At 46.9% G+C, this 23,904-nt stretch carries 20 protein-coding genes and 1 pseudogene; 14 read left to right on the top strand and 7 right to left on the bottom strand.

Annotation, left to right across the window (positions count from 1 at the left end):
• A pseudogene (locus C7460_RS23895) lies at positions 1-234 on the top strand (hypothetical protein); the annotation flags it as partial.
• Positions 235-889: 655 nt separating this feature from the next.
• Here C7460_RS23895 and C7460_RS20820 read toward each other — a convergent pair.
• Positions 890-2,005: an energy transducer TonB gene (locus tag C7460_RS20820; RefSeq protein WP_115870075.1), complete on the bottom strand. Its 1,116-nt coding sequence runs from the start codon at positions 2,003-2,005 to the stop codon at positions 890-892.
• A 291-nt stretch (positions 2,006-2,296) separates the two neighbouring features.
• On the opposite strand from C7460_RS20820, the gene C7460_RS20815 reads away from it, so the two are divergent.
• The gene (locus C7460_RS20815) at positions 2,297-3,421 is read left to right on the top strand and encodes an MBL fold metallo-hydrolase (RefSeq protein ID WP_115870074.1); all 1,125 of its coding nucleotides are present in this window, start codon (positions 2,297-2,299) and stop codon (positions 3,419-3,421) included.
• A 72-nt stretch (positions 3,422-3,493) separates the two neighbouring features.
• Here C7460_RS20815 and creD read toward each other — a convergent pair whose 3' ends face one another.
• The 5 genes from creD to C7460_RS20790 form a co-directional block, all read right to left on the bottom strand.
• A complete protein-coding gene (gene creD / locus C7460_RS20810) occupies positions 3,494-4,828 on the bottom strand; it encodes a cell envelope integrity protein CreD (protein WP_115870073.1) in 1,335 nt (444 codons plus the stop codon).
• A gap of 53 nt (positions 4,829-4,881) precedes the next feature.
• Positions 4,882-5,151, bottom strand: a complete 270-nt coding sequence (locus C7460_RS20805; protein ID WP_394340440.1) for a winged helix-turn-helix domain-containing protein — start codon at positions 5,149-5,151, stop codon at positions 4,882-4,884.
• Positions 5,152-5,168: 17 nt separating this feature from the next.
• A complete protein-coding gene (locus tag C7460_RS20800) occupies positions 5,169-5,780 on the bottom strand; it encodes a hypothetical protein (protein ID WP_115870071.1) in 612 nt (203 codons plus the stop codon).
• Positions 5,781-6,051: 271 nt separating this feature from the next.
• Positions 6,052-6,513 carry an SRPBCC family protein gene (locus C7460_RS20795; protein ID WP_115870070.1) on the bottom strand — a complete coding sequence of 154 codons (462 nt, stop codon included), beginning with the start codon at positions 6,511-6,513 and terminating at the stop codon, positions 6,052-6,054.
• A gap of 29 nt (positions 6,514-6,542) precedes the next feature.
• Complete coding sequence (locus C7460_RS20790; RefSeq protein ID WP_115870069.1) at positions 6,543-7,529, bottom strand: helix-turn-helix domain-containing protein; 987 nt, start codon at positions 7,527-7,529, stop codon at positions 6,543-6,545.
• A 280-nt stretch (positions 7,530-7,809) separates the two neighbouring features.
• Here C7460_RS20790 and ribB point away from each other — a divergent pair, with 280 nt between their 5' ends.
• From ribB to C7460_RS20740, 10 genes are all read left to right on the top strand, one after another.
• Positions 7,810-8,538: a 3,4-dihydroxy-2-butanone-4-phosphate synthase gene (ribB, locus tag C7460_RS20785; RefSeq protein ID WP_115870068.1), complete on the top strand. Its 729-nt coding sequence runs from the start codon at positions 7,810-7,812 to the stop codon at positions 8,536-8,538.
• Between the two features lie 75 nt (positions 8,539-8,613).
• Entirely contained in the window at positions 8,614-9,873 is a 1,260-nt protein-coding gene (locus C7460_RS20780; RefSeq protein WP_115870067.1) for a lysophospholipid acyltransferase family protein, read from the top strand.
• Positions 9,874-10,009: 136 nt separating this feature from the next.
• The gene (locus C7460_RS20775; protein WP_147303039.1) at positions 10,010-12,295 is read left to right on the top strand and encodes an efflux RND transporter permease subunit; all 2,286 of its coding nucleotides are present in this window, start codon (positions 10,010-10,012) and stop codon (positions 12,293-12,295) included.
• Positions 12,296-12,351: 56 nt separating this feature from the next.
• Positions 12,352-13,131, top strand: coding sequence for an outer membrane lipoprotein-sorting protein (locus C7460_RS20770; RefSeq protein WP_115870065.1), 780 nt, complete (start codon positions 12,352-12,354; stop codon positions 13,129-13,131).
• A 22-nt stretch (positions 13,132-13,153) separates the two neighbouring features.
• Entirely contained in the window at positions 13,154-14,437 is a 1,284-nt protein-coding gene (locus C7460_RS20765) for a hypothetical protein (RefSeq protein ID WP_115870064.1), read from the top strand.
• Between the two features lie 256 nt (positions 14,438-14,693).
• Complete coding sequence (locus tag C7460_RS20760; protein ID WP_115870063.1) at positions 14,694-15,635, top strand: ROK family protein; 942 nt, start codon at positions 14,694-14,696, stop codon at positions 15,633-15,635.
• 66 nt (positions 15,636-15,701) lie between these two features.
• On the top strand, positions 15,702-16,067 hold the full coding sequence (locus C7460_RS20755) for a DUF2200 domain-containing protein (RefSeq protein WP_115870062.1): 366 nt from the start codon (positions 15,702-15,704) through the stop codon (positions 16,065-16,067).
• 63 nt (positions 16,068-16,130) lie between these two features.
• Positions 16,131-17,117, top strand: coding sequence for a TRAP transporter substrate-binding protein (locus C7460_RS20750; RefSeq protein ID WP_115870061.1), 987 nt, complete (start codon positions 16,131-16,133; stop codon positions 17,115-17,117).
• Positions 17,114-17,563, top strand: coding sequence for a TRAP transporter small permease (locus C7460_RS20745; protein WP_115870060.1), 450 nt, complete (start codon positions 17,114-17,116; stop codon positions 17,561-17,563). Before C7460_RS20750 ends, C7460_RS20745 begins: the two co-directional genes overlap by 4 nt.
• Positions 17,560-18,831, top strand: a complete 1,272-nt coding sequence (locus tag C7460_RS20740; RefSeq protein ID WP_115870059.1) for a TRAP transporter large permease — start codon at positions 17,560-17,562, stop codon at positions 18,829-18,831. The genes C7460_RS20745 and C7460_RS20740 overlap by 4 nt, the downstream gene beginning before the upstream one ends.
• On the opposite strand, the gene C7460_RS20735 is transcribed toward C7460_RS20740, so the two are convergent.
• Positions 18,832-19,524, bottom strand: a complete 693-nt coding sequence (locus C7460_RS20735; protein WP_115870079.1) for a TVP38/TMEM64 family protein — start codon at positions 19,522-19,524, stop codon at positions 18,832-18,834.
• Between the two features lie 221 nt (positions 19,525-19,745).
• Between C7460_RS20735 and C7460_RS20730 the strand changes: the two genes are divergently transcribed.
• Together C7460_RS20730 and C7460_RS20725 are read left to right on the top strand one after the other, a co-directional pair.
• The gene (locus tag C7460_RS20730) at positions 19,746-20,804 is read left to right on the top strand and encodes a LacI family DNA-binding transcriptional regulator (protein ID WP_115870058.1); all 1,059 of its coding nucleotides are present in this window, start codon (positions 19,746-19,748) and stop codon (positions 20,802-20,804) included.
• Positions 20,805-20,896: 92 nt separating this feature from the next.
• Entirely contained in the window at positions 20,897-23,785 is a 2,889-nt protein-coding gene (locus C7460_RS20725) for a glycoside hydrolase family 2 protein (protein ID WP_245986503.1), read from the top strand.
• Positions 23,786-23,904 lie beyond the last annotated feature (119 nt).

Below are 23,904 nucleotides of genomic sequence, written 5' to 3'. Positions count from 1 at the left end.
TGTCCTGATGGAAAAGCCACGGTGAGAAAATCACGACTACTGGAGCACGGTTTTTCTTTTCAGTATTTCTCATCCATTTACCAATCCCACCAGCTTACCTACTATTTTTCTTACGAGTACGGATTTGCACCCATTGTAGAAACCTCCAGATCTGATGGCCAGCCAGTACAAAAAGTACTCATCATCCAAAGTCAAGAGCATATGAAAGGAGTCTTTGACCCCTGGGCAGCCTAGCTGATGGGTAGCCTGGCTGATGGGCAGCCTGGCTGATTTTCTTGCATCACAACAGACCAGCCAATGGCTACAAGGACTATTAGCACGTAAAGAAGATTTAGTACTACCAGTTAAACCGTAAAGCCAAAGCAGGACCAAACCCTGGCCTGTATACTTCATCTGGGATTAATGAAATCCAGGTAAAGTGCAATTAGGATTATCACTTATTAGTGTAAACCATTATTAGCATTAAGTAAAAACCTGTCAAGTAATTTTAGGACGGGTCCATGCACGGGTGTAAAACTCAATTGCACGGGTGTTAAAGTCAATTGCACGGGTGTAAAAGCCGATTGCACGGATGTAAAAGTCAATTGCACCAGTGTAAAAGTCGATTGCATGGGTGTAAAACCCAATTGCACCAGTGTAAAACTCAATTGCACGGGTGTAAGGGTTGATTGCACGGGTGTAAAAGCCAATTGCACGGATGTAAAAGTCAATTGCATGAATGTAAAACTCAATTGCACGGGTGTAATACCTTAATGCACGAGTGTAAAACCTCAATGCATGGGTGTAAAACCTTAATGCACGGGTGTCAAAGTCAATTGCATGAGTGTTAAGGTCGATTGCACGAGTGCAAACCCTAAAGTAAGGCTGATATTATTCCATAATCAATTGCTCAATAGATAATCTCCACGTGAGGTAACCGGCTTTGCCATGCCAGGATCAACTCTTCAGGCAGGTCGTTTTTTTTGATTTCTAGACGTTCCAGTTGCTTGAGATATGCTAAACTTTCAGGTAAGGATGTCAAATCATTTTTATTAAGTTTTAAAATTTTCAAACTAGACAAGTTCCCTACTTCATCAGGCAATACCAAAAGCCTGTTCTTGCTTAGGTCGAGTATTTCTAGTGAACTTATCTCGAAAAGGACTGGGGGCAATTTTCGAAAAAAATTTCTAGATAAATTGAGGTTTCTCAGATGCTCAAACTCAGGCATAAATTGAGGCAGAGTGCTCAGTCTATTGTTTTCTAGATCTAGAACTGTTAGCTGATCCTGTCTAAAGAGGTCATAAGGAACCTCATCCAGTAGTTGATTTTTAAAACTCATCATACCTTCATTTAGGTCAGAGGGTTTCTCATCAGACCCCGCTCCCAGAGCCGAAATCACTAATGGTGTTATCACATGTTTTCCTTCCAGGTTTACGTCATGCGAAAAAGTTCTAGGTTCTCGACCTAATTTATAGGTTACTGGCAGCACCATTTGGTAAGGTTCCTTTGCCGGGGTCCAGTCATCTGGCAAACTTGATAGCAACCGCACAATCTCCTGGTCAAATTCAGGCATAATACTTCCTAGAATTTCTATATCTGAGACTTTGCCTACAGTATCTATTTTGAATGCGGCAAAAAATGTCCCTTCTATACCCATCCTACGAGCCATATCAGGGTAATTGATGCCTTCTGCTAAATGTTTATAAAAAGCTTCCTCTCCTGACCGATATTCAGGTTGCTCCAATTGTGGTTGCAAAACCACTAAGATGTTTAGCTGTTCAGCGACCTTGTATTGCGCATTTACAAAGCCCGGTTTTTGAATTGACAGCTGTGCTCCAGGTTTTACCGGTATCTGGAAAAACCCCAGGTTATTAGAAGTAACAGTAGTATCAGCGGTAGCCACCGTTACACCCTCTAATGGTTTCCGGCTTTTGCCATCCAAAATTCGGCCAAGCAGAGTTTCTTGAGCGAACACAAATTGCGAGGTGTACAGAAATACTGCTAGAAATATAAATGTTTTGAGCATATGGGTGATTTATCAGGTAGAAGCTGAGCTTTGGTTTGCCTTGCACATTATGTTAAAAGTCTACACTGCCATGGCGGTAGATAATTTGCTTCCAAAAGTAGGATATCTGTTATTATTTGAAAATTAAGAAATCGAGTGCCAACACGAAATTAATCGGATCCCCACCATACCAAACCGATAAAAAAGTCAGCATATAGACCCCAACCTCATCTGATGAATACCGTAGAACTACAGAACATCAACCTGTAGGTGGGCTACTCCACCACAAATACAGCTACTTTTCACAAACCCATGCTCAAAATCATTTCTAAAACAATTATGTGGACCGCCATTACCATTGTTGCTCTACTCACTATGCTCATCGCCGGCACGTTTATTTTTGTTAGCGTAAGCCCGGAGTTTGGGCAGCCGCCAAAAGGGGAGGACCTGACACGTATAAAGCAATCCCCAAACTATGGAACTAAGGGCTTTGTAAACCTGATAGAAACCAGCACCGGCGAAATCTGGGATGCGCTCAAAGCCACCCCGGAGATGTTTAAAGACGGTGGGCGCAACCCCGCCCGCCCCATTCCTGTAGCGTTCGAAAAGGAAAGCCCCACAGTGGATAGCCTTACCTATGTCACGTGGTATGGGCACTCGGCATTTTTGCTAGAGACCAGCGGTCAGCGCATACTTATAGATCCCATGCTGGGCAAAGTAGCATCCCCCACATCCTTTGGCACCAAAAGGTTTACTTATGCAACGCCCATTCCGCTAGAGGAGCTTCAAGACATAGACGTAGTGATCATCTCTCACGACCACTACGACCACCTGGACTATCCCACCATCAAGCTACTCAAAGACCAGGTAGGGCGATTCATCACTCCGCTGGGCATAGGCTCCCACCTCAAAAGCTGGGGAGTGCCTGCAGACCGCATTACCGAGCTGGACTGGTGGCAGGAGACCTCCGTGGGAGCCATCCACTATGTAGCATGTCCATCGCGGCATTTTTCCGGCAGGGGCCTCACCGACCGTGACGCCACACAGTGGGCCAGCTGGGTGATTCTTACCGAAAAGGAAAAAATCTACTTTAGTGGCGATGGAGGCTACGGTGCACATTTCTCTGAGATTGGGTTAAAGTACGGTCCTTTTGACTTTGCCATGCTCGAGTGTGGGCAGTACAATGAGGCCTGGAGCAACATCCACATGATGCCAGAGGAGAGTGTGCAAGCCGGACTGGATGTGAATGCCCGCCTGGCCATGCCCATCCACTGGGGGGCGTTTCGCCTGGCACCTCATAGCTGGGTAGACCCTATCCAGCGCTTCACCAAAGCTGCCGATCAGCATCAGCTGCCATACATCCTACCTACCATTGGCGATCGCTTTGTCCTGGGGCAGGAGTACCCGAAGAGCGAGTGGTGGACGCAGGCAATGTAGGTTTTAATAGCATTCACTTCGTTATTGAATAGACTACTTCACTTCAAGAGCGAAGCGAATGCTAGAATTAATCTAGTCCATTGTAACCTCATACCAATCGATTTTTCTGGTGAAGTACATGGTTAAGCCTAAAATTACCATTAAGCCTACACTTCCAAGGAGTAATGCATAATCTGACAGTTGAAGCGTGACGAAAAGAAACCCGTAAATTGCGATTAATGTCGCTGCCAAAACCATCGACAGTTTCATTTTTTTGAATACATTACGCGAATAGAGTGCAATCATGACAATTACACTAAGAGCTGAAACCGCATAGGCAAAATTAAAACTGGAATGTTCGGAAATGGATACGAGCAATATGTAAAAAAGGCATAAAGCCAGGCCTACGAGCCCATATTGAAAAGGGTGTATTTTTCGTTTGTTCAACACCTCAACTAGAAAAAATATTAAGAATGTCAAAGCAATTGTCATCGCTGCGTATTTCGCTGAACGAAAAGATTTTTGATAATCATCAAGAGGCTTAAGGAAGTTGATACCAAATGAAGAACTATTCATTTGTTTCGGATAACCTTGTCCAATCCATTGTTGCGGATAATTTCTGTTTAATTGTAGTATTGTCCATTCAGCATCAAAACCGGTTTCGCTTATAGATCTACTGTCAGGTAAAAAACTTCCGTCAAATGAAGGTGAGTTCCAATTAGAACTTATGTTCACTTTTGTGTGATTTCCGATAGGAACAAATGATAAATTTTTACTCCCTTGTAGGTTGAGTTTTAAGCTAAATGGAATGGGTTTATTGGCTTTTTCTTTTAAATCTGGTATAGCGAAAGTTACTCCAGAGGAGATGAGATCAGGTATCTTGGAGCCAGGAATTACTTCCAATTCTTTGGAATCCCAATTTAGGTTTAATTGACTCTTAATTCCCCGAAGGTCTGAAATACCCATTGAAATGAAAGCTTTGTCATATTGTATTTCGGTTAAGCCCTTAACGTCAAAATCACCGGTAATCCTAAACTGTCCTGAAATGTTTATTTCTGACTGATAGACAATTATTTTATAAATACCTCTTTTTAGATTTTGAGGGTTAACTATTCCATTAATATTTAATTCATCTGGTAAAATGTTTAACATTTTAATTGCCGATTTCTTTTCCCCATTAGTCTGATATTCATAGTGTAATGGTATGGATAAAATTGGGCCATTTAAGAGCTGTTCATTGGCCCATTTAGAGCTTACTTCTTCAGTTGCAGCTTGGTTTAGTTCCTCTCTTTCAGTGATGATAGATTTTATCATCGAAGTAGGGATAAGTAATAAGAGCATCAAGATTGTCACTGTAATTAATTTAAGAGTGATCGAATTCTTGAAAATTGTACCAACAGTTTGCATAGGCTTATTTTTATTTTCCATTGTAATGGTTTTTGAAAGTACTTTGAAATACAAAGTGTAGATGTAAAAATTTTTTATTTCAATAAGTTTTCTATTGCTTCAATATGCTTTTTAAAAGCTTTGCGTCCTGAGTCTGTTGCTGAGTATTTGGTGTTAGGTTTTCGGTCAAGAAATTCTTTTGTCACAGCTATATAATTGACTTTTTCCAAAGCTTTGAGATGGCTTGCCAGGTTGCCGTCAGTGACTTTCAGTAAGTGCTTAAGAGACTTAAATTCCACTGAGTCATTAACCATGAGTGCAGACATGATTCCAAGCCTTACTCTGTTTTCAAAGGCTTTATCCAAGTTGTCTAGAATATGCTTCAAGGTCGATATTTGATTTGCATGAAAATACCATAACCAATATGCAATAAACCAAATCCGATTGACCAAAACAGTAAGCCAAAACCAATAAAGTGCATTGCAATTAATCCAAGAATAATTTCAGTGATGCCTAGGCTTCTTATTTCTTGAAGTGTGTACTTGCTCGCGTTGACCAAGGCTAAGCCATAAAATACGAGTGTCAAGGGGGCAATGATTCCTACAAAACCCTTTGATAAAAGAATCAGACAAGCCATCCCTCCGGTAATTAAAGGTATGCTTAGATTAATTAATAGTCGTTTGGTCTGACTATCCCATAGTGGCTGATTATTCTTCTTTGAAACCTGGGTAGTGAAGAATACTCCAGACCCTATTGCGATTATTAGAGTAGTAATTGCGATACCAATCAACCATACCAAATTCTCAGGTGACAGTTGTGCTTGTCGATATCCAAGGTAATTCTGATTAGTGTAGACTGTTTGATAGGCGAAATAGGCCCCCACAAGGGCTGTTACTCCAGCAGAGACTCCAGACCACCCGCTCAGCGAAATGAATCTAGATGATCTATTCATGATGTCCTTAATCTCTTTAAGATCCTCTATGTATTGCTCCATAAGAAAGTACTTTGTATTTCAAAGTAAGGTATAGTTTGTTCATTTACCAAAAAAAAATGGCTAGAACTTTAAGTTTTTCAACAATAAGCTAGAGTTAAGTATATTGTTGCTACTCATAATGTGTATAGGTAGACCCTATCCAGCGCTTCACCAAAGCTGCCGATCAGCATCAGCTGCCCTACATCCTGCCTACGATTGGCGATCGCTTTGTCCTGGGGCAGGAGTACCCGAAGAGCGAGTGGTGGACGGAGGCAATGTAGCGTCCTGCACCTTAGTGTAGCTGTACCTGCCTGCCATTCTGCAAGGTGGTGGAGCCCGTTTCCAGCAGGGTCTTGAGGTGGTTTAGGTTTTCACTTACCGCATTTTTGATTTTTGCCCTGAATAGGTGCTCCATTACTGCCGGGTAGGCGGTAGACACCGCAAACTGATCTTTGATGTAGGTCTGGCCACACTCTGTGCTAAACTCCATGGTGCGGTCAAACTGCAGCTTGGAGCCCGGCAAAGTTTGTATGCGAAAATGCGAGTCTTCGCCAAATGCCACCACCTCAAAGTGCTGTTCGTCATCTTTGCGCACCTGATGATACTGCGCACCTACAGTAGAGCGCTTAGCTCCGGTAGGTACCACACTGTGCACATAGTAGTTCCACATAGGGATATGCTCAAAGGTGGAAACAAATACAAATACCTCATGCAGCGGCTTGCTGATGGCAATCGTGTTCGTAAAAGATATCATGATATAGCTGGGTTTTATTAGAGCGTGCGTTAGGAAGCATCCGCAGAAAGCCCCAGGGCTTTTTGAGATTTTGCTACCTCGTTCATTAGGTTAGAAAAATACAGGTGGCGTTGTTTTCTGTTGGAGCGGTTGATCAGCACTGAGTTATTTATGATCAGATCGATCCATAGTTTGATGTCGTCATAGAGCACCTCATCAAAGGTGATGATGCTATTGATAGAAAACATCTTGATGACACTCAGTTTTTCGGCACCGCCCTCAGCGATCATATAGCCATTAGAGAGCTCCATTTCACTAAAATACATCTCACAGTGCGATTGTATATTGGCCCGGTCGTAGGAGTCAGCCAAAAAAGCGTTGAGCTCTACAAAGAGCTGATCCGCATCTTCGCTTAGCAGTTCGCCCATCTGATGGTGATAAGTGATGCTGCCCAGCAGATCGTCTATAGACTGGTTAGACCAGATCTCTACATGGCGGTTGGCCTTTATCAGCGTGTAGATTTGCTCCAAAATCACCAGCAGCTCCTCAAAGTTTTCCTGATACCCTTCATTGAGGGTGATGTCCCGGCCGGTCATTTCTTTAAACCACACCTTGATCCTAAAGTTGGTCAGCTCCCGATACCTGTGCAGATACATGATATGCACATCTGTGAGCGTGAGGTACAGGATGGTCTCTTCATTTTGCAGGATGCGCGTGAGGTTATCGTAGAGGTCTTTTAGACAAAAGATCAGATCCTTGAGCGGCTGCTTGTCATTGCACAGCGATTTATAGAAAAATCGCAGCTCATTCACATCCCCGTTTTTATTGCCATAAGAAAAAGACGTTTGGAAGTGGTCACATATCCGGGTGATTTCTGGCAGTATGAGTGGGGTCTCTCCGCGCATTCGGCGGTAGGCGCTATCAATACTGATGTTGAGAATATCTGCAATCACTGCAGGGAGTGACGACTGGATGCCGCAGTTACTTTTCAGATCATTAAAAAAATCAATTTGCTCGGATAGGTAGTCTTTTTTCATAAAGCTGGCTGGATCAGGGCGGTATTTTCAATTAGGATCATTATGTACCTGAAATTTAGTGTGAAATGCTTGCCTTTAAAAGGAAATTAAGAGGAATTAATGCTAAGTAATAATTATGAATCCATTATGAGGGAGTATTTGCATTTGCTGCAAAAATCACCAGGCGTATAGGGCAAATTTCAATTATTTACCAAAAGACGGAAGGGCTAACATTGTATCAAAAGGAGGCGAAAGTCGCCGCCCTAAAAACTTAATAATCACTATTTAAAAAACCACAACAATGCTCCATTCACAACTAAACGAAACCCTCTTGTATGCTCGCTCAGAAGAGAAAGCAAGAGTAGAAGAAGCCATCGCTGATTATGCTGCTGGCAAGTTTGTGCTAATGTCCGACGATGAAGATCGCGAAAACGAGGGAGACCTCATCATCTCGGCACAATGCGCCACCAAAGAAGCCATCAATTTTATGATCACCAAAGGCAAAGGCCTGGTGTGTCTGGCGATAGATGAAGAGATCGCCCAAAAACATGAGCTGGTACCCATGGTACGCAAAAACCGCGATCACATGGGCACCGCGTTTACCATCAGTGTAGACGCAGGTCCAGAGTACGGCGTGACCACCGGGATCTCCGCCTGGGATCGGGCGCGCACCATAGAAGTGATACTCGATGAAGAGACTCCCCTGGAAGGACTCCGGGCTCCGGGTCACCTGTTTCCGCTGATAGCCAGACCCGGAGGTGTGCTGGAAAGAAACGGACACACAGAGGCAGCCGTGACGCTCTCCAAACTGGCCGGACATAAGCCTGCAGGTGTGATCGTGGAAGTGATCAAAGAAGATGGCGAGATGGCCAGACGTGACGACCTCCTGGAAATGGCCCAGGAGTGGGGGGTGAAATACATCACCATCGAAAACCTCATCCGCTACTGCACCTACCTCGACGAAGTGAAGCTCTACAAAGAACTGGAAAAAGTAGGGGAGTTTGGATCCTATCAGGCTTCAGAAGCCTAAAAGGATACTGGCTACAGGTAACCATAGTCCCGCCGCCTGGCGGGGCTAACATTTACTAACCAAAACTATGAAACTATGAAATTTATAACCGAACTCGTCTACTGGTTTAAAGTGGTGCGGTACTACCACAAGGTGAAAAAGAATCACCTGGAGTCTGTCACGGGCATCGAAAACCTGCCTGATGAAGGCCCTTTTATTGTAGTGGCCAACCACTCCAGCTTTGTAGACCACTACCTGGTAGGTGCTTTGTTTAAGCACCTGTACAACAACCCCATCTATTTTCTCACCAAAAAGGAGTCTTTTGAAAACTGGTGGTCCCGGTTTTGGCACCGCGCTTCCAACTGCATACCGGTAGACCGGGAAAAGCCAGACATTGCTGCCTTTAAATCCATGATGGCCGTACTAAAGGATAAAAAAATCCTGGTGATCTACCCTGAAGGCACCAGAGGCCCCGGCGATCAGCTTTTGCCTTTCAAAACCGGAGCATTCAAGATCGCAGCACGCATGAAGGTGCCCATCATTCCCATAGGGCTGGTGGGTGTCCACAAGGTCATGCCTCGGGATCAGGCTCATTTTAGCCCGGTCAGGGCTTCAGTAAATATTGGTAAACCCATAGCGGTAGATTTTATAAAACAGCATTCGCTAGAAGCACTTACCGCCTATACCAAAGACCGCATTCATGAGCTCTGCCTGGCCCATGACCTGCCGCACATGCACATGAGCAATCGGGCTGCTTCCAGCGAGGCGCTGGCCAGGCGTGTGGAGTCGCGCATAGAAGCTGTGCTCGAAGCGGGAGATTACCAGGCCATCAAGGAAGACTTTGGCCTCTATGAGCACGCCATTGACTATTCCTTTTTGAATACACCACGGCACATCCCCACCATGGTACAGCAAGCCAGGCTCATGGGCATACGGGCGCTCACATCCCCTGTGGCCTTTTTTCGGTACATACCAAAAGTAAAACGCCTGGCAGAGGCGGTCATAGCCCTGGATGCTGAGCATGCTTTTGCACACTATATACTGGGGCAGTACTACCTGAAAATGCCCCGACTACTGGGAGGTAGTCCACAGCGAGCACTGGAGGCGCTCTCGGTAGCCTTTCAAAATGCTCCGGTATATGGCATAGAGCAAAATAAGTTTACGCTCACGCTGGCAGAGGCATACGAGAAAACGGGGAATAAACCCGGCGCACTTCAGCTGCTCCAAACAGCCAGGGATGCTCAAGGCGAAGGAGTCAGGTTTGAAAAACGAAAACAACGCATACTGCATAAGATAGAGCAGCTCACTGCTCAGCATCAAGCCAGTGTGGATAAAGCTGCAGCCAGTGCTGCATAAATAAACCAGAAGGAGTCGTGTGCTGTGGTTGGAGCTGCCAGCCAGTAGTCCGGGCACAGCCACACGGCTCATCTTTTTCAAATGGGATGCATGGCATGCAGCCCTCTCAAAGACCATCAATAAACATATAGATACAATGAAAATGCGAACAAAAGCTTTTGTGGGCTTAGGACTGATCGTGGCACTCACGCTGTTTTTTGGCATGGGCGCTACCCGGTTAGAAACCAAAAACAATCAGGACTCAGAACTGCCCGATTCGGATGAAATAGTGAAAACCAATGACCTCCTGGAAGAGGTATTTGGAGAGAAGGACATCATTATGGTGGGGCTCCGGGTGCCCGAGGGAGATGTGTACACACCAGCTACCATGGAGAAAGCGCTGGCCATCATAGAAGAGCTCAAGCTGATAGATGGTGTGCTACCTGATGAGATTTTGAGTCTGCCTACGTTTAACAACATCACCGCAGAAGCGTGGGGGTTGCAGGTGGGCGAATACATCACTAAAGACCAGGCCGGAGATCCGGCATATCTGGCGCAGGTAAAGGCCGCAGTAAAAGGTGACCCACTGCTGGAGGATGTGCTGGTGTCGGCAAATGGTCAGCTGCTCAATATCATAGCCAATATAGCTGAGGGCTACAGCGAAGAGCAGGTACATGCCGCTCTGGTAGACATGAAAACCCGCTATGAAGGCCCAGAGCAGATTTTGCTGGCTGGTGATCCGGTGCAGCAGAAAGAAATAGATCTCGGGATCAAAGAGGACCTGGGGTTGCTGCTGCCACTGGCACTGGTGCTCATCCTGGCTGGGTTCTGGCTGTGCTTCCGTAGCTTTTATGGGGTGTTGCTGCCCTTTTTGGTGGTGGTACTCAGCATCGTATGGACCATGGGCGCCATGGGCTGGCTGGGGTTGCCGGTCACGGTGGTGTCTTCAGTGGTGCCCATACTCATGATCGCCGTTTCCAGTTCATACGGTATACATGTCCTCTTTAAGTATTACGAAGAGCGCGCGCACCACCATGCGGAGGCTTCTGTAAAAAACATGCTGAAACGCATAGCCCCGGCTATACTCATGACCGGCTTTACCTCTTCAGTAAGTGCACTCACTCTTATCGTGTTTAAGGTGACCTCCATTCGGGACTTTGGCATCATTTCCGCCGTAGGCATTGTCAATATCGTAATCATTTCACTGGTACTACTTCCCAGCTTGCTTACGCTTTTTCCATCCAGACCTACCGGCAAAGGACAGTCTTCGGATTTTTTGGCAAGACTCATGTCGGGGCTTACACGGGTGTCTGTGTACAACAAGCGTGCGGTGCTGGCTGGGTTTGTTGGGCTCATTGCTTTGTCGGTAGTGGGGCTGTATAAACTCGAGATAGGCAACGACTTCATTAAGTTTTTCCCGGAAGAACATACCCTGCGCACCACCTTTGACACCTACAATGCTGAGCTTGGAGGTGCCAGATACATCGATATCATGTTTGATACTGGTGAGCCGGACGGACTCAAAAATCCTGAGCTTTTAAGGCAGATGGTGGCTTTTGAGCAGTATGGCCAGAGTCTGAGCGGCGTGGGGTATGTGACGTCTTTCACGGATGTGATCAAAAAGATCAACCAGGAGCTGCACGGCGGAGACGAAGCATACTATGAGATCCCGGCTACCTCGCAGGAGATCGCGCAGTATTTGCTGCTCTATGCTGTGTCGGGTTCTTCGGGGACATTTGAGCAGCTGGTGGATCAGGACTACCAGCGGGCCAAAATCCGCATGATGCTCACTACGTCAGAGCAAAACACCCACACCTATATTTACGAATCTCTAAAGGCCTACAACCAGGAGCAACTGTCACCACAGGTCACAGTGGCCTACGGTGGAGAGGTGATGTTTTGGCTCTCCCAGATCAAATACATCGTGATGGGCAAGCTCCAAAACATACTGCTATCCATCGTGATCATCATGACTTTTTGTGTGATTGTATTTCGCTCATTCAAATACGGGGTGATCAGTGCTATACCGATGATCGGCTCTAGTCTGATGACTTTCGGTCTGATGGGCTTTTTGGGCATACGGTTAGAAATCGGTACTGCCGTGATCACAGCCATAGGCATAGGTATAGGTATAGACTTTGCCATCCACTACCTAATGCGCTATCGGCAAGAATTGGCCGCTGGCAAGTCTGAAGGTATGGCTGCAGAAGTGACCATGAACACCGCCGGCAGAGCCATTCTCTACGATGTGTTTTCTAACCTCATTGGCTTCATGGTTTTTGTGTTTTCAGGCTTTTTGCCCATCCAAAATTTTGGCTGGCTGATCAGCTTCACCATGATCACCGTAGCTATAGGGACTCTTGTGCTCTTTCCTGCGCTGCTCAGCTTTAGCACTTCGGCTAAAACCAGTAAAAAAACCGCACCCATGGTGGCACAGGCGTGAGGTGCACTACCTACAACCCTTCAAAACAAATTCTACATTAAATAAACAGTTTAGACATGCGATTTTTCACAATTTTAGTAATACTCACAGGCCTGCAGCTGAGCACTATGGCGCAGCAAATCGGACGCGAAATCATGCTCAAAGTAGACGAGCAGACCAACCTGCCTGACGAATATCAGGAAATGGAGATGGTGCAGATCAGTAGCAATGGCAAAAAGATGAACAGGCTGCTGAAGATGTACATTGAGCGCAAAGGAGAAAACCGTAACTCACTCATCGTTTTTACCAGTCCGGCAGACATAGAAGGGAGTGCCTTTCTCACCATAGAGAATGATCACCGGGAGGATGACAACTGGCTATACCTGCCCATCCTGCGCAGATCCAGACGCATATCTTCTACGGATATTACGGATAAGTTTATGGGGTCTGACTTTACCTACGAGGACCTACAGGAAGAAGATCTTGGCGATTTTAGCTATGAATACCTCGGTGAGGCGACCGTGGCAGGCAAGGCTGCCTATAAAGTAGAAGCCATAGCTGCCACCCCAAAGAAGAAGCAGGAAACCGGATACAGCAAGCGCGTCATCTATGTGGACAAGGCTTCGAGCCTGATGGTGAAAATCGACTATTACAGTCCGAAAGGGCAGCACATCAAAACCTTTGAGGCTGGGGACATACGTCCGGTAGCAGGCACGGAGAAGTTTCGCACTTACGCCATGTCCATGACAGACCTGCAAAAGGATCATAAGACTGAGCTGCACTTCAGTACCATCCAGATCAACAATGACTTCAGATCGGACATGTTTTCAAAACGGACGCTGGAAAGTGGCATTTAAACCTGCATTTAAGCAATAGCATATGTTAGCAAGTATCAAAAGGAGAGCAGGCCTGCTGGCCCTCTCCCTTTATTGGGGAGGAGTGAGCATGGCCCAATCGGACCAGCAAGTGGAGGTGTCTGGCTTTGCGGAGCTAGATCACATCAGTTACTTTCACCAGCAGGCGGGCAAAGTAAACGCTCGAAATCAGGGCATCATTCAGTTGGAGTTGGAGGGCAGTCATAAGTCCTTGAGCTATTTCGGTGCCATTGAGTTTCGCAATGATATGGCCGATCCAGCACGCAACCGCCTATGGATAGATGAGCTGTACCTGTCTTACAGAGCTAAAAACTATGACCTGGTGCTGGGAAAGAAAATTCATACCTGGGGCAGCACGGATGGCTTTAGCCCGGTAAATGTGATCAACCCTACGGATTACTCAGACATGCTGGATACTGATGATGAAACCATTGGGGTGTACTCGGCAAGTTTGAAGTACTACCTCGGCAACCACTACGTGGAGTCGGTATTTGTGCCAGTATTTCAGCCTTCTGTCATACCTCAGGCCGATTCCCGATGGTATCCTACACAGCCCAGCGTGGCACCTGTGGGAGACGGTGTGGTGCCGGTGCGCTATTCGTTGTTGGCACCAGAGCCAGTACCCCGCGATATCCGTAGCTTTCAGGTGGCTACCCGTTTGGGGGGCTATGTAGGGGCGGTGGATTACAATGTAAACTACTACCATGGCTATGACGACATTCCTTACTTCTACCAATACCCCGAGCTGCAGGATGATACGCTGCAGATGGGGCTACAGCAGCGCTACCACAAAATGCAGCTTGTAGGAGTGGACCTTTCCGCAGTAGTTGGGGGGCTGGTGCTCAAAGGCGAATACGCTTACATTCACCAGCGCGCACCTGAGGGGCAGGATTGGTACATGGGCGCACCCTATCACTATGCAGTAGCGGGCCTGGACAAAAACGTGATAGATGTAGTGGGAGAAGTAGACGTGTTGCTCACCGCACAGTTTATCTATCAGCACATTGTTACCAGCTATGAAGTAAGTAGCTTTTATTTCAATCACATTTTTCAGCGTGCGTTGATGCTGCGTGCAGCTATTGATTTTACCAACAGGCTAAATCTGGAGACTACAGCCATCTATGACTTTCATGAAGGACACTATGTGGTGATGCCAGAGCTTACCTATGCGCCGCAGGGAGGGCTAAACATAAGCCTGAAGTCTTACCTCACCGGTGGGCAGGAAGAGTCGCTTTTTGGCAGCTATGCCAACAACCGACTACAACTCCTGGCTCGATACTACTTTTGATAAGACCTTACCCCAACCTCATGCAGCGAGGTTGGGGTAAGGCTGTTGAAACAGTGGTGGGTTTATTTCCATAAGGATAGTGCAATGTCACTAATGTATCCCGGAGGCTAAGCTCAAAAGGAACAAATAGCTGGCAGGTGATTTTAATTCGGTCTGATTTACTATTTTCGCTCTAGCCATAACGATTAGCTGATCATAAAACAGTAGGCAAGTTGCCACTTTATTTTTTTAATCGATCCTAATCAATTTTTTAGCTATGAATAGCTCCAGTTCAGTAGCCATAGGTGTGTGCATCGCAGGCAAAGGCATCAAGTGTGCAGCTGTCAACCTCAGTACCAACAAGATAGTGCCAGGCTCTTTTGTAGAGTCTTCTGTACGAGCCGATGGCTCCGCACGGCATATTTGTACCCTTTGGGCCATGAACATCCGCAAGTCCATCGAGCGCAGTGGTGCCGACCGCATAGCCGGAGTGGGGTTCTCCATTCCTGGAAATTTTGACTACACAAACGGCGTAGGTCTTTATCGCACCAAGGCCAAGTTTGGCGAGCTCTACCAGGTCAATGTAAAAGACGAAATCGTCAAACGACTGGGGCTCGACTATGAAGTGCCTGTCCGCTTTGTAAATGATGCGATAGGATTTGCTATTGGCGGACAGAGTATGGCGCGCGATACATCCAATGTGGTCTACATTATCATCGAAGATGGCTTTGGTTCTGGATTTATCAGCAATGGATATCCGGTGCTCAAGGGTGCCAATGTGCCCGCTGGTGGTGTGGTGTACAACCTGCCGTTTAAAGACGGAATAGCGGAGGATTTTTTCTCTGCCAATGGTGTACTAAAAGCCTATCAGGAAAGCGGAGGCAAAATGTTTATCAATACCCGTAGCCTGATCAATGCCGGGCACCACGGCCATGCTCAGGTTTCTGAAATCTTCCAGCAGTTTGGTCAGGATCTGGGAGAGGTATTGGCGCCGGTGCTCAAGAAGTTTAATGCGTCTAAGGTCGTTTTTGGAGGGAATTTGGGTAGAGAACTGGACCTGTATGGGGAGCAGTTTCGTGCCAGTCTCGCCACGCATGGGTGTACCAGTGCAGTAGAAAAAGAGTCGGATGAGCAGGACCTTTTCGTAGTAGGAGGTGCACAGCTGACCAAAGACCAGTATTGGATGAGCATAGAGAGTCTGCTGCCTTTGATGGATTGATCCTTAGTTTGACTGACGCCCGGTATTTTATAGCTTTAGCTTTTAAAGCACCAAAAATAAGCCTCTATGAAAACCACACCCGAACATGATCAGCGCATCGCAGAGATGACCTTTGCTTCTGTATACCCACACTACGTCACTAAGGTGGAAAAGAAGGGCCGCACCGTGGAGGAGTTGCACCAGGTGATTACCTGGCTCACGGGCTTTGATGAGGCTCGCATGCAAGAACTTATTGTCCAAAAAGTCACGTTTAAAGACTTTTTTGCACAAGCTACCCTCCATCCCAATGCAGGCCTGATCAAGGGTGTGATCTGTGGGTATAGAGTAGAGGAAATCGAAACACCGCTTACACAGCAAGTGCGCTACCTGGACAAGCTGGTAGATGAGCTGGCCAAAGGCAAAAAGATGGACAAAATCTTGCGCACTCCCTAGCGTGATGTATTGGCATTTGTCTGCATAATCTTCTAGATTGGAGGAAACACTTTACAAAACCAAATGCCTAAACTAATCGGTTTTTTGCTGGTGTGCCTGCTAGCTATAAGCTCTTGCCAAAGCGGTAATCAGAAGCCAGAAGTGTTGCTCAGGGCCAGTCTGCTGGTCAACGAGCAGCATTCGTGGTATAAAGCGTTTGCCTATTTTGCAGAGCAGCTCGAGGAGCGATCTGATGGTCGCCTGCGCCTGGAGGTGTACCACTCTGAGCAGCTAGCCAAGGAGGTGGAGGCTGTTCGCCTTATACGGGCAGGGGTGATCGATATGACTTCTACCAGCTCGGTGCTTAGTAATTGGGTGGAGATTGCGGCACTGTGTGAAATGCCTTTTTTACTGAAAGATACGACCGAAATGCTTCGGTTGGTTGAGTCTCCTATTGGCAAGCGTATAGAGCATGAAATTCGTGAGGAAGTGGGCCTCAGGGTAGTGGGCTATTTGCAGGCAGGTGCCCGGCATCTGACTTCCAACCGCCCCATCAAACACCCCGATGATCTCAACGGACTTATTGTTCGTGTTCCCAACATACCCTCGTTTGTGACAGCCTGGCAGGCATGCGGTGCCAAACCTACACCCATGGCTTTTTCGGAAGTGTTTACCGCACTACAGCAAGGTACCGTGGAGGCTCAGGAAAACCCGCTGGCACTGATCAATGCTCAAGGATTTGCCGAGGTGCAGGACTACATCAACCTGACTGCCCATGTCATCAGCTGGACGTATCCGGTGATTGGCGAAAAGCAATACCAGGCCTTGCCACAGGATCTTAGGGATATTTTTGATGCATGTGCTCAGGATATGCAAGTGTATGCCAACAAAGTGTTTCGCGAAGAGCAGGAGCGCGTTCGTCAGGAATTGCTGGCAGCAGGAGTCACTTTTGTGGAGGTAGACAAAGAGGCATTCGCCCAAAAAAGCCAACAAGCAATTTACAATAGCCTGTCACCTGCCATGCAGAAGGTGTATGATGAAATACTGGCTCTCAAAAGCAAACAACCATGACACTATTTGTTCGAATTTTGCAGACGGGCACCTTGCTGAGTACTGTGGCATTTCTGCTGTCTGTGCTTTACCAAATCTATGCGCGGTTTTTGCTGGCCAGCGCTCCACCCTGGACTGAAGAAGCCTCTCGCTTGTTTTTTCTCTACGCCATGGGATTTGCTGCTGGCTTGGCATTGAAAGATCAGGAGTACGTCTTTTTAGACATACTGTACCGCCGGCTCAGCAAGGTCGCCAGGGTTTGGCTAGATCACGTGGTAGCGTTGCTTATCAGTATGTTGTTTTTGGTAATGGCAGGTTATGGAGTGGAATTTTTCATCTTAGGCTTGTCAGAGCAATCTCCCAGTATGAGAATTCCAATGGCGGTGGCGTTTGGTAGCATTATCGTGATGGCCGAAGGGCTGTTTATTTTTTCATTGGTCACACTCTTCAAAAAATCAGGCTCATGACAGCTGTCCTTCTGATAAGTTTTTTGGTGTTTTTGATAGTACGGATACCCATTGCATTTGCTTTGGGATTGTCATGTTTGCTTTATGCGCTGTTGGCGGATATCCCTTTGGTGGTACTGCCGGCCAAGATGTATTCTGGTATTGATGTGTTCGTTTTGCTCAGTGTGCCGGGCTTTATTCTTGCGGGCAACCTGATGAACGAAGGTGGCCTTACGGAGCGTATTATTACTTTTTGCAATCATCTGCTGGGGCATATAAGAGGAGGGCTGGCGCTGGCAAATATTGGTGCTTCCATGCTGTTTGCCGGGATTTCGGGCACTGCGGTTTCAGACACGGCGAGTATTGGGGCCGTGATGATTCCAGCCATGAAAAAAGAAGGTTATGATCCCGGTTTTTCGTGTGCGGTGACAGCTGCATCATCCACCGTGGGGCCGATTATCCCGCCTAGTGTGCCCATGATCATTCTTGCTACGCTGAGTGGGCTGTCTGTGGGCAAGCTGTTTATCGCGGCTGTTATTCCAGGCCTGTTGCTGGGGTTGTTTATGATGGGGCTTACCTATTTTATTGCTCAAAAGAAAGCGTACCCCAGGCATCCGAAGAGTTCCCTACCACAGGTAGCCAAAGGGTTTTTGGATACGTTTTGGGCCTTGCTCATGACGTTCATTATCCTCTTTGGTATCATCGGTGGAGTTTTTACTCCTACTGAGGCCTCTATAGTAGCGGTGGTCTATGCACTGGCTGTTGGAGCGCTGGTGTATCGTAGATTATCGGTAAAGAAAATTATGCAGGTGACGCTCAATGCCATGAAGACTTCAGCGGCACTGATGGTGCTGATCGGCTTTGCCAATTTGTTTGGGTGGATACTGCTTACCGAGCGCCTGCCTCAGGAAATAGCTGGAGGTATACTTGGATTCACTTCCAACAAGTACATGGTATTGTTGCTGATAAACCTACTGCTCATTTTTGTGGGGTCTTTTATGGAGACCATCGCTGCATTGATGATCCTGTTTCCTATCCTGCTGAAAGTAGCTGTAGCAGTGGAGATAGATCCTATTCATTTTTCGGTGATTGTGCTGCTCAACTTAATGATAGGGCTGACCACACCACCTATTGGTGTGTGCTTGTTTGTGTCGTCTAGTATCGGGAAGGTGCCACTCATTTCTGTAAGTCGTGCTAGCTGGCCATTTCTTGGCATATCCCTACTGGTGCTGGCTCTGCTTACCTTGTTTCCTCAGCTCACGCTGTGGCTGCCTGGCCTTTTGGATTAATTAATCGCTGCGGCGATTGTTTTGGTCCCACCAGATGTATAGCCCAAAACCTACGAGACTAATTACAGATACCCAGAGAAAGCCAGTTTTGAGTCGCTCGGTAGATTCTCCCAAATAGGCCACAAATCCAATCAGTGGAGTGATTCCTAAGGCTGTTGCACTTATAAATCGCCAAAATCGCATGGAGGAAAGTCCGGCAGCAAAACTGATCGTGTCGTTGGATAAAAACGGGGCAAGTCGGAAAATGGCGATTAGCCAAAACCCATAACGCTCAAGGTAGGCTTTCATTTTCTTTTCGGTTATTTGTCCCAGGAGTTTTTGTAAGGTGTACTCGCTCAGCCAGCTGCCAATGGCATACGCCAGACTGGAGGCTACCAGCACGCCACATAGTGCGAGCGCGCTGCCTTTCCATGGACCATAGGTGAGGATGCTTACCACGATCAACAGCCAGGAGGGAATCACAAAAGCAAACATCTGAATAATAAACCCTGCAATAATGATCACAGGCCCCCAAAACGAAAGGTCGCTCACCCACTCATTGACTAGCTGCTCATTGTTGCTTGTCAGTACCTGCCAGCCTTCATTGGCGAATGCTCGAAAGTCTTCATTCCAAATGTAAAGCCCTCCTACGATAGTCAAAAGTATGGCAGTGACCAGCGTGGGAATGAGTTTGCTGAGGTGAGGTGTTTTCATATAGTTTCGTAACCACGCCTCTAGCTTTTGGTTTGGTTGAAGTCCAGGAAGAACGAACCGTGGAAAGTTGCGCAAAATTTTGCCCACCTATTTGCCGTGTGAATTCACCCGCTTGCAATTTTGGTAAAATATACCCCCTGTTTTAAATATTTTTCACCACCGTAGGTCCATTCTGGAGCTTTCTAGCTTTAGGTTGATGTAAAACCTAAACTGATACCAAGATGCGTGGACGAGTGAAAATTACTGATATCGCTACAGAACTGGGGGTTTCTCCCTCCACGGTTTCTAGAGCGCTTAGCAATGGAGGTCGCATTAGCCAGCAAACACGACAGGCGGTGCTTGATTTGGCAGAGAAGTGGGGGTACAAGCCCAATCCCTTTGCCGTAAACCTGCTGAAAAAACAGTCCAGAAATATTGGGCTCATATTGCCGGAATTTACCCATCATTACTTTTCGAAAGTTTTGGATGGAGTTAACCGGGTGGTCAATGAACACGGTTATCACCTGTTTATCAATACACATGAAGGTGACTACCACAAAGAGGTAAAAGCAGTAAACATGCTCAACAACATGCGTGTAGATGGCATCATTGCTTCGTATGCTCGTGGTACTTCTGATTTCAATCATTTTTTGGATGCCATCGAAGACAATGTACCCGTGGTGTTTGTAGATCGAATGTGTGAAGACCTGGACACTTCCTATGTGGTGACGGACGACTTTCCGGGAAGTGTGGAGTCTGTGAGGCATTTGGTGAATACCGGATGTCAGAAAATTGTGCATATCGCTGGCCCTGAAAACCTGTCTACCAGCTTTAATCGACTCACAGGCTATAAGGAAGGTCTCAAGCAGGAGGGAGTGCTCGTACAAGACAAGTACATCCTGAAAAGCGAAGATCCCAACTGGAAGGAATCATTGGAGTTTTTGATAGCAGAAAATGATGTGGATGCTATTACGTGCTTCACAGATTATTTGGCGTTTGAGGCCGTAGAGATATTGAAACGCTATGGCAAGTCGGTGCCAAATGATGTCTCTGTAGTAGGTTTCGCTGATGAGCCCGTGGCTACATATATGACACCAGCACTCACCACGGTGGTACAGCCCGCAGAAGCCATGGGGCGACGTGCCGCAGAGTTGCTGCTCTGGCATATCGAAAACCCAGATTCACCAGAGGTACATAGCGAATGTTTGCCTACGGCCATGATCGAGCGGGGTTCTACTTTGCAGACCAGGCCACAGAGATCGTTTGATGAACTGATCTCAGTACTAAAAAGTGCCAGTTAGTGATCAACCGTTTGTTCCAACCAATCTAAGCTTAGCTATCTAGTTTGTTTACCTAAATCATAACCATATCGCATAAAAATCTACTTTTTCACATGATCAAAAAATCTAGCATAGCAGTGTTGATCTGCCTATGGATGGTAAGCTACGGACTAAATGCCGCAGACCTGCCACGTACCAAAACCCGCATAAACTCTGGATGGAAGTTTAAGCTAGGAATGCCTGATGGCACTTTTTATGAGCCAGCCACGGATGATTCCAGCTGGGAAACGGTTCATGTTCCTCATACATTAGAACTTACTTCCAATAACCTCAATGATTATGAGGATGATAAATTTCAGACCACCTTTCAGCGTAAAGTAGGCTGGTACCGAAAAGACCTGGAAGTAGCTGCTGACGCAAAGAAAGTATTCTTAGAGTTTGAAGGAGCCCACCAGGTGACAGACCTCTGGGTCAATGGCAAGCATGTGGGCCAGCATAGTGTAGGCGGTTACACTCCTTTTCATTTTGATATTACTGATTACGTACAAAAAGGTGCTTCCAACCAAATCACACTTCTGGTAGATAACAGACGAAGAGAAGATGTGCCTCCAGATCCAGGCCCATTTGATTACATCAAATTCAGCGGGTTGTACCGGGACGTTTATCTGGTTACTACCGAGCCGGTTCGCATTTCCTTCAATTGGGAAGCGATGAACGCTGGTGTCACTTTTACTACTCCTTCGGTAGATGCAGTCAATCTCAATGCTACCATTGATGTAAAAACCCATGTGGTGAATGAGACTGCCAAAAGTCGGGAGCTGACGGTAGTAAACCGTGTCATAGATGCAAGTGGTATGGTAGCTCTGAAAATGGAGAATGCTGTGAGTGTGCTCGCAAGCTCAGACGCACTTGTGCCGCAGATTGGGGCCATAGAAGACGACCTTAGACTTTGGTCTACAGAGGACCCATACCTCTACCGATTGCAAACGAGCATTTATGAGTCTGAAAAGCTAGTAGATGTAGTAGAGTGCAAAGTGGGTATGCGAAAATTTGAGCATCACCCTCGAGAGGGCTTTTTGCTCAATGGTGAGCCCATAGAGCTCATTGGTGCCAACCGCCATCAGCACTTTGGATATATAGGTGATGCCCTGCCCAACTCCCTTCACAGCAAAGACATGCTGCAGTTTAAGGAGCTAGGCTTTAACGTGGTGCGAACTGCACATTATCCTCAGGATGATGCCCTTGTGGAGGCGTGTGACGAACTGGGCATACTGGTTTACGAAGAAGCACCCACCTGGATCAGTATAGGCAATGAAGCCTGGTTTGATAACCTGGAAAAGGCTGCACGAGTAATGGTTCGCAATCACCGCAACCATCCATCAGTGGTAATCTGGGGTGGAGGACTAAATCATAGAGGATATGTCCCTCAGGTGCATTTGGCGATCAAGCAAGAAGACCCCACCAGACTTACGGCCTCACAAAGCAGCCGCTGGACCGGATGGCAAACCTCCGGACTAACCGACATCTATGGTCAGATGATCTACGGGCCGGTGGAGTGGTACCGACACGAGCCTATGCTGGGCATGGAAGGCCCGGAAAGTATCGATGTAGTAGCGCGACAAAAGCTGGACCCTTTACAAACGGGGTTGATCGCCTGGAATGGTCACGATTATTATACTTTTCATCCGTCAAATGGGCGCTGGAAAGACCGTGTAAGACCGGGTGGTTTGATGACGATTTTTCGCCATCCCTATGGAAATGCACATTGGTTTCCCGCCGAGCAACGCAAAACGCCTTACTTGCATTTTGCCACGCAGTGGAACCCTGATGTGGAAGAAGTTGTCATCTATAGCAATGCTGAGGAAATAGAGCTTCAGCTCAATGGCAAAACCATTGCCAGAAAGCGACCGGATCGCTCGGGGGTACTAAAAGCTTTGGCACATCCACCGTTTAAATTTCGGGTGCATACCTATGAAGCAGGCAAGCTGACTGCCATCGGCTATCAGGAAGGTGAGGAGTTTGTGAAAAGCTCCATTTATACTCCAGACGAAGCTGAGCGAATCCAGCTTTGGGTAGACCTGAAAGGGCGCGACCTCAAAGCCAGCGGCGCAGATATTGTGCCGGCTTATGCTTATGTGGTAGACAAGAATGGAACCATCTTGACCGACTGGGAGGAACCCATAAAATTTGATGTGAAAGGAGCTGCCAGTATAGTAGGTGAAGGAGCAGGAATCAATGCCAACCCCGTAAGCCTTTTTAAAGGGCATGCTCCCGTATTGATCAAATCTACATTGGATGCTGGTGAAATTACCCTTACGGCACGCTCAGGAAGTTTGAAAAGCAATAAAGTGAAGTTTGAATCAGTGCCTGTAAGTCCGGAAGTAACTGTAGCTGCTCCTTTTGTGGAAGTGTCGAAAGTACGCGTTGATGTAGGTGGAGAAGGTCAGCTGGTGCAGTATGACTGGACTCCCTGGACGATAGCAGATAACCAGTCAGAAGCTGAGCAGTCTTTTGATGAGCTGGGTGGTTTTACGGCTACCCTCAGCCCTGCAGGAGATGGTGTCATGCGCTCGCTCGGAGAAATGAACGTGATGGGTAAGTATGGATATGCATTTGGTGAAGGGCTCCTGGTAGTAGATGGTGAAGGGCTCGAGCTACGGCTCAAAGGGCTGTCTGCCGGTGAGTATACCTTGCGAACGTTTCATCATGCCCCTCGCTCCAATACAGACTCTATGGATCCCAATAAGGACCGGTTAAAGAAACTCAATGTTTTCGATATAGCCCATGCTGGCAAGCTGGAGGTGGCTGGTAGTCAGGGTGCTACCACTGTGAGTATTAGCAATGGCAAGATGCTGCCTCATGAAGGAGGAGCTTTTGCTCAGCTATCGTTCTCTTGCAATGGCGCAGACGATGTAGTGGTGAAGATTACTGACCAGCAGCGAGAGAAAGGTATATGGTTTAATGGCTTTGAGCTCGTGCGTACGAAACGTATGCTCGATTGATAGCGACACTAATAACACTAAGGCAGCAGGCTTCGATATCGAGGCCTGCAATTAAAGCAGCTCCAGGAGCTGCTTTTTTTATAGGCTGCTGGCCTGATAGGTGGCATCAGGTGCATGGT

Source organism: Marinoscillum furvescens DSM 4134 (assembly GCF_003386095.1).
Taxonomy (GTDB): Bacteria; Bacteroidota; Bacteroidia; order Cytophagales; family Cyclobacteriaceae; genus Marinoscillum; species Marinoscillum furvescens.
The sequence above is the reverse complement of the archived record's forward strand: the minus strand, read 5'-3'. Positions and strand labels throughout refer to the sequence as shown.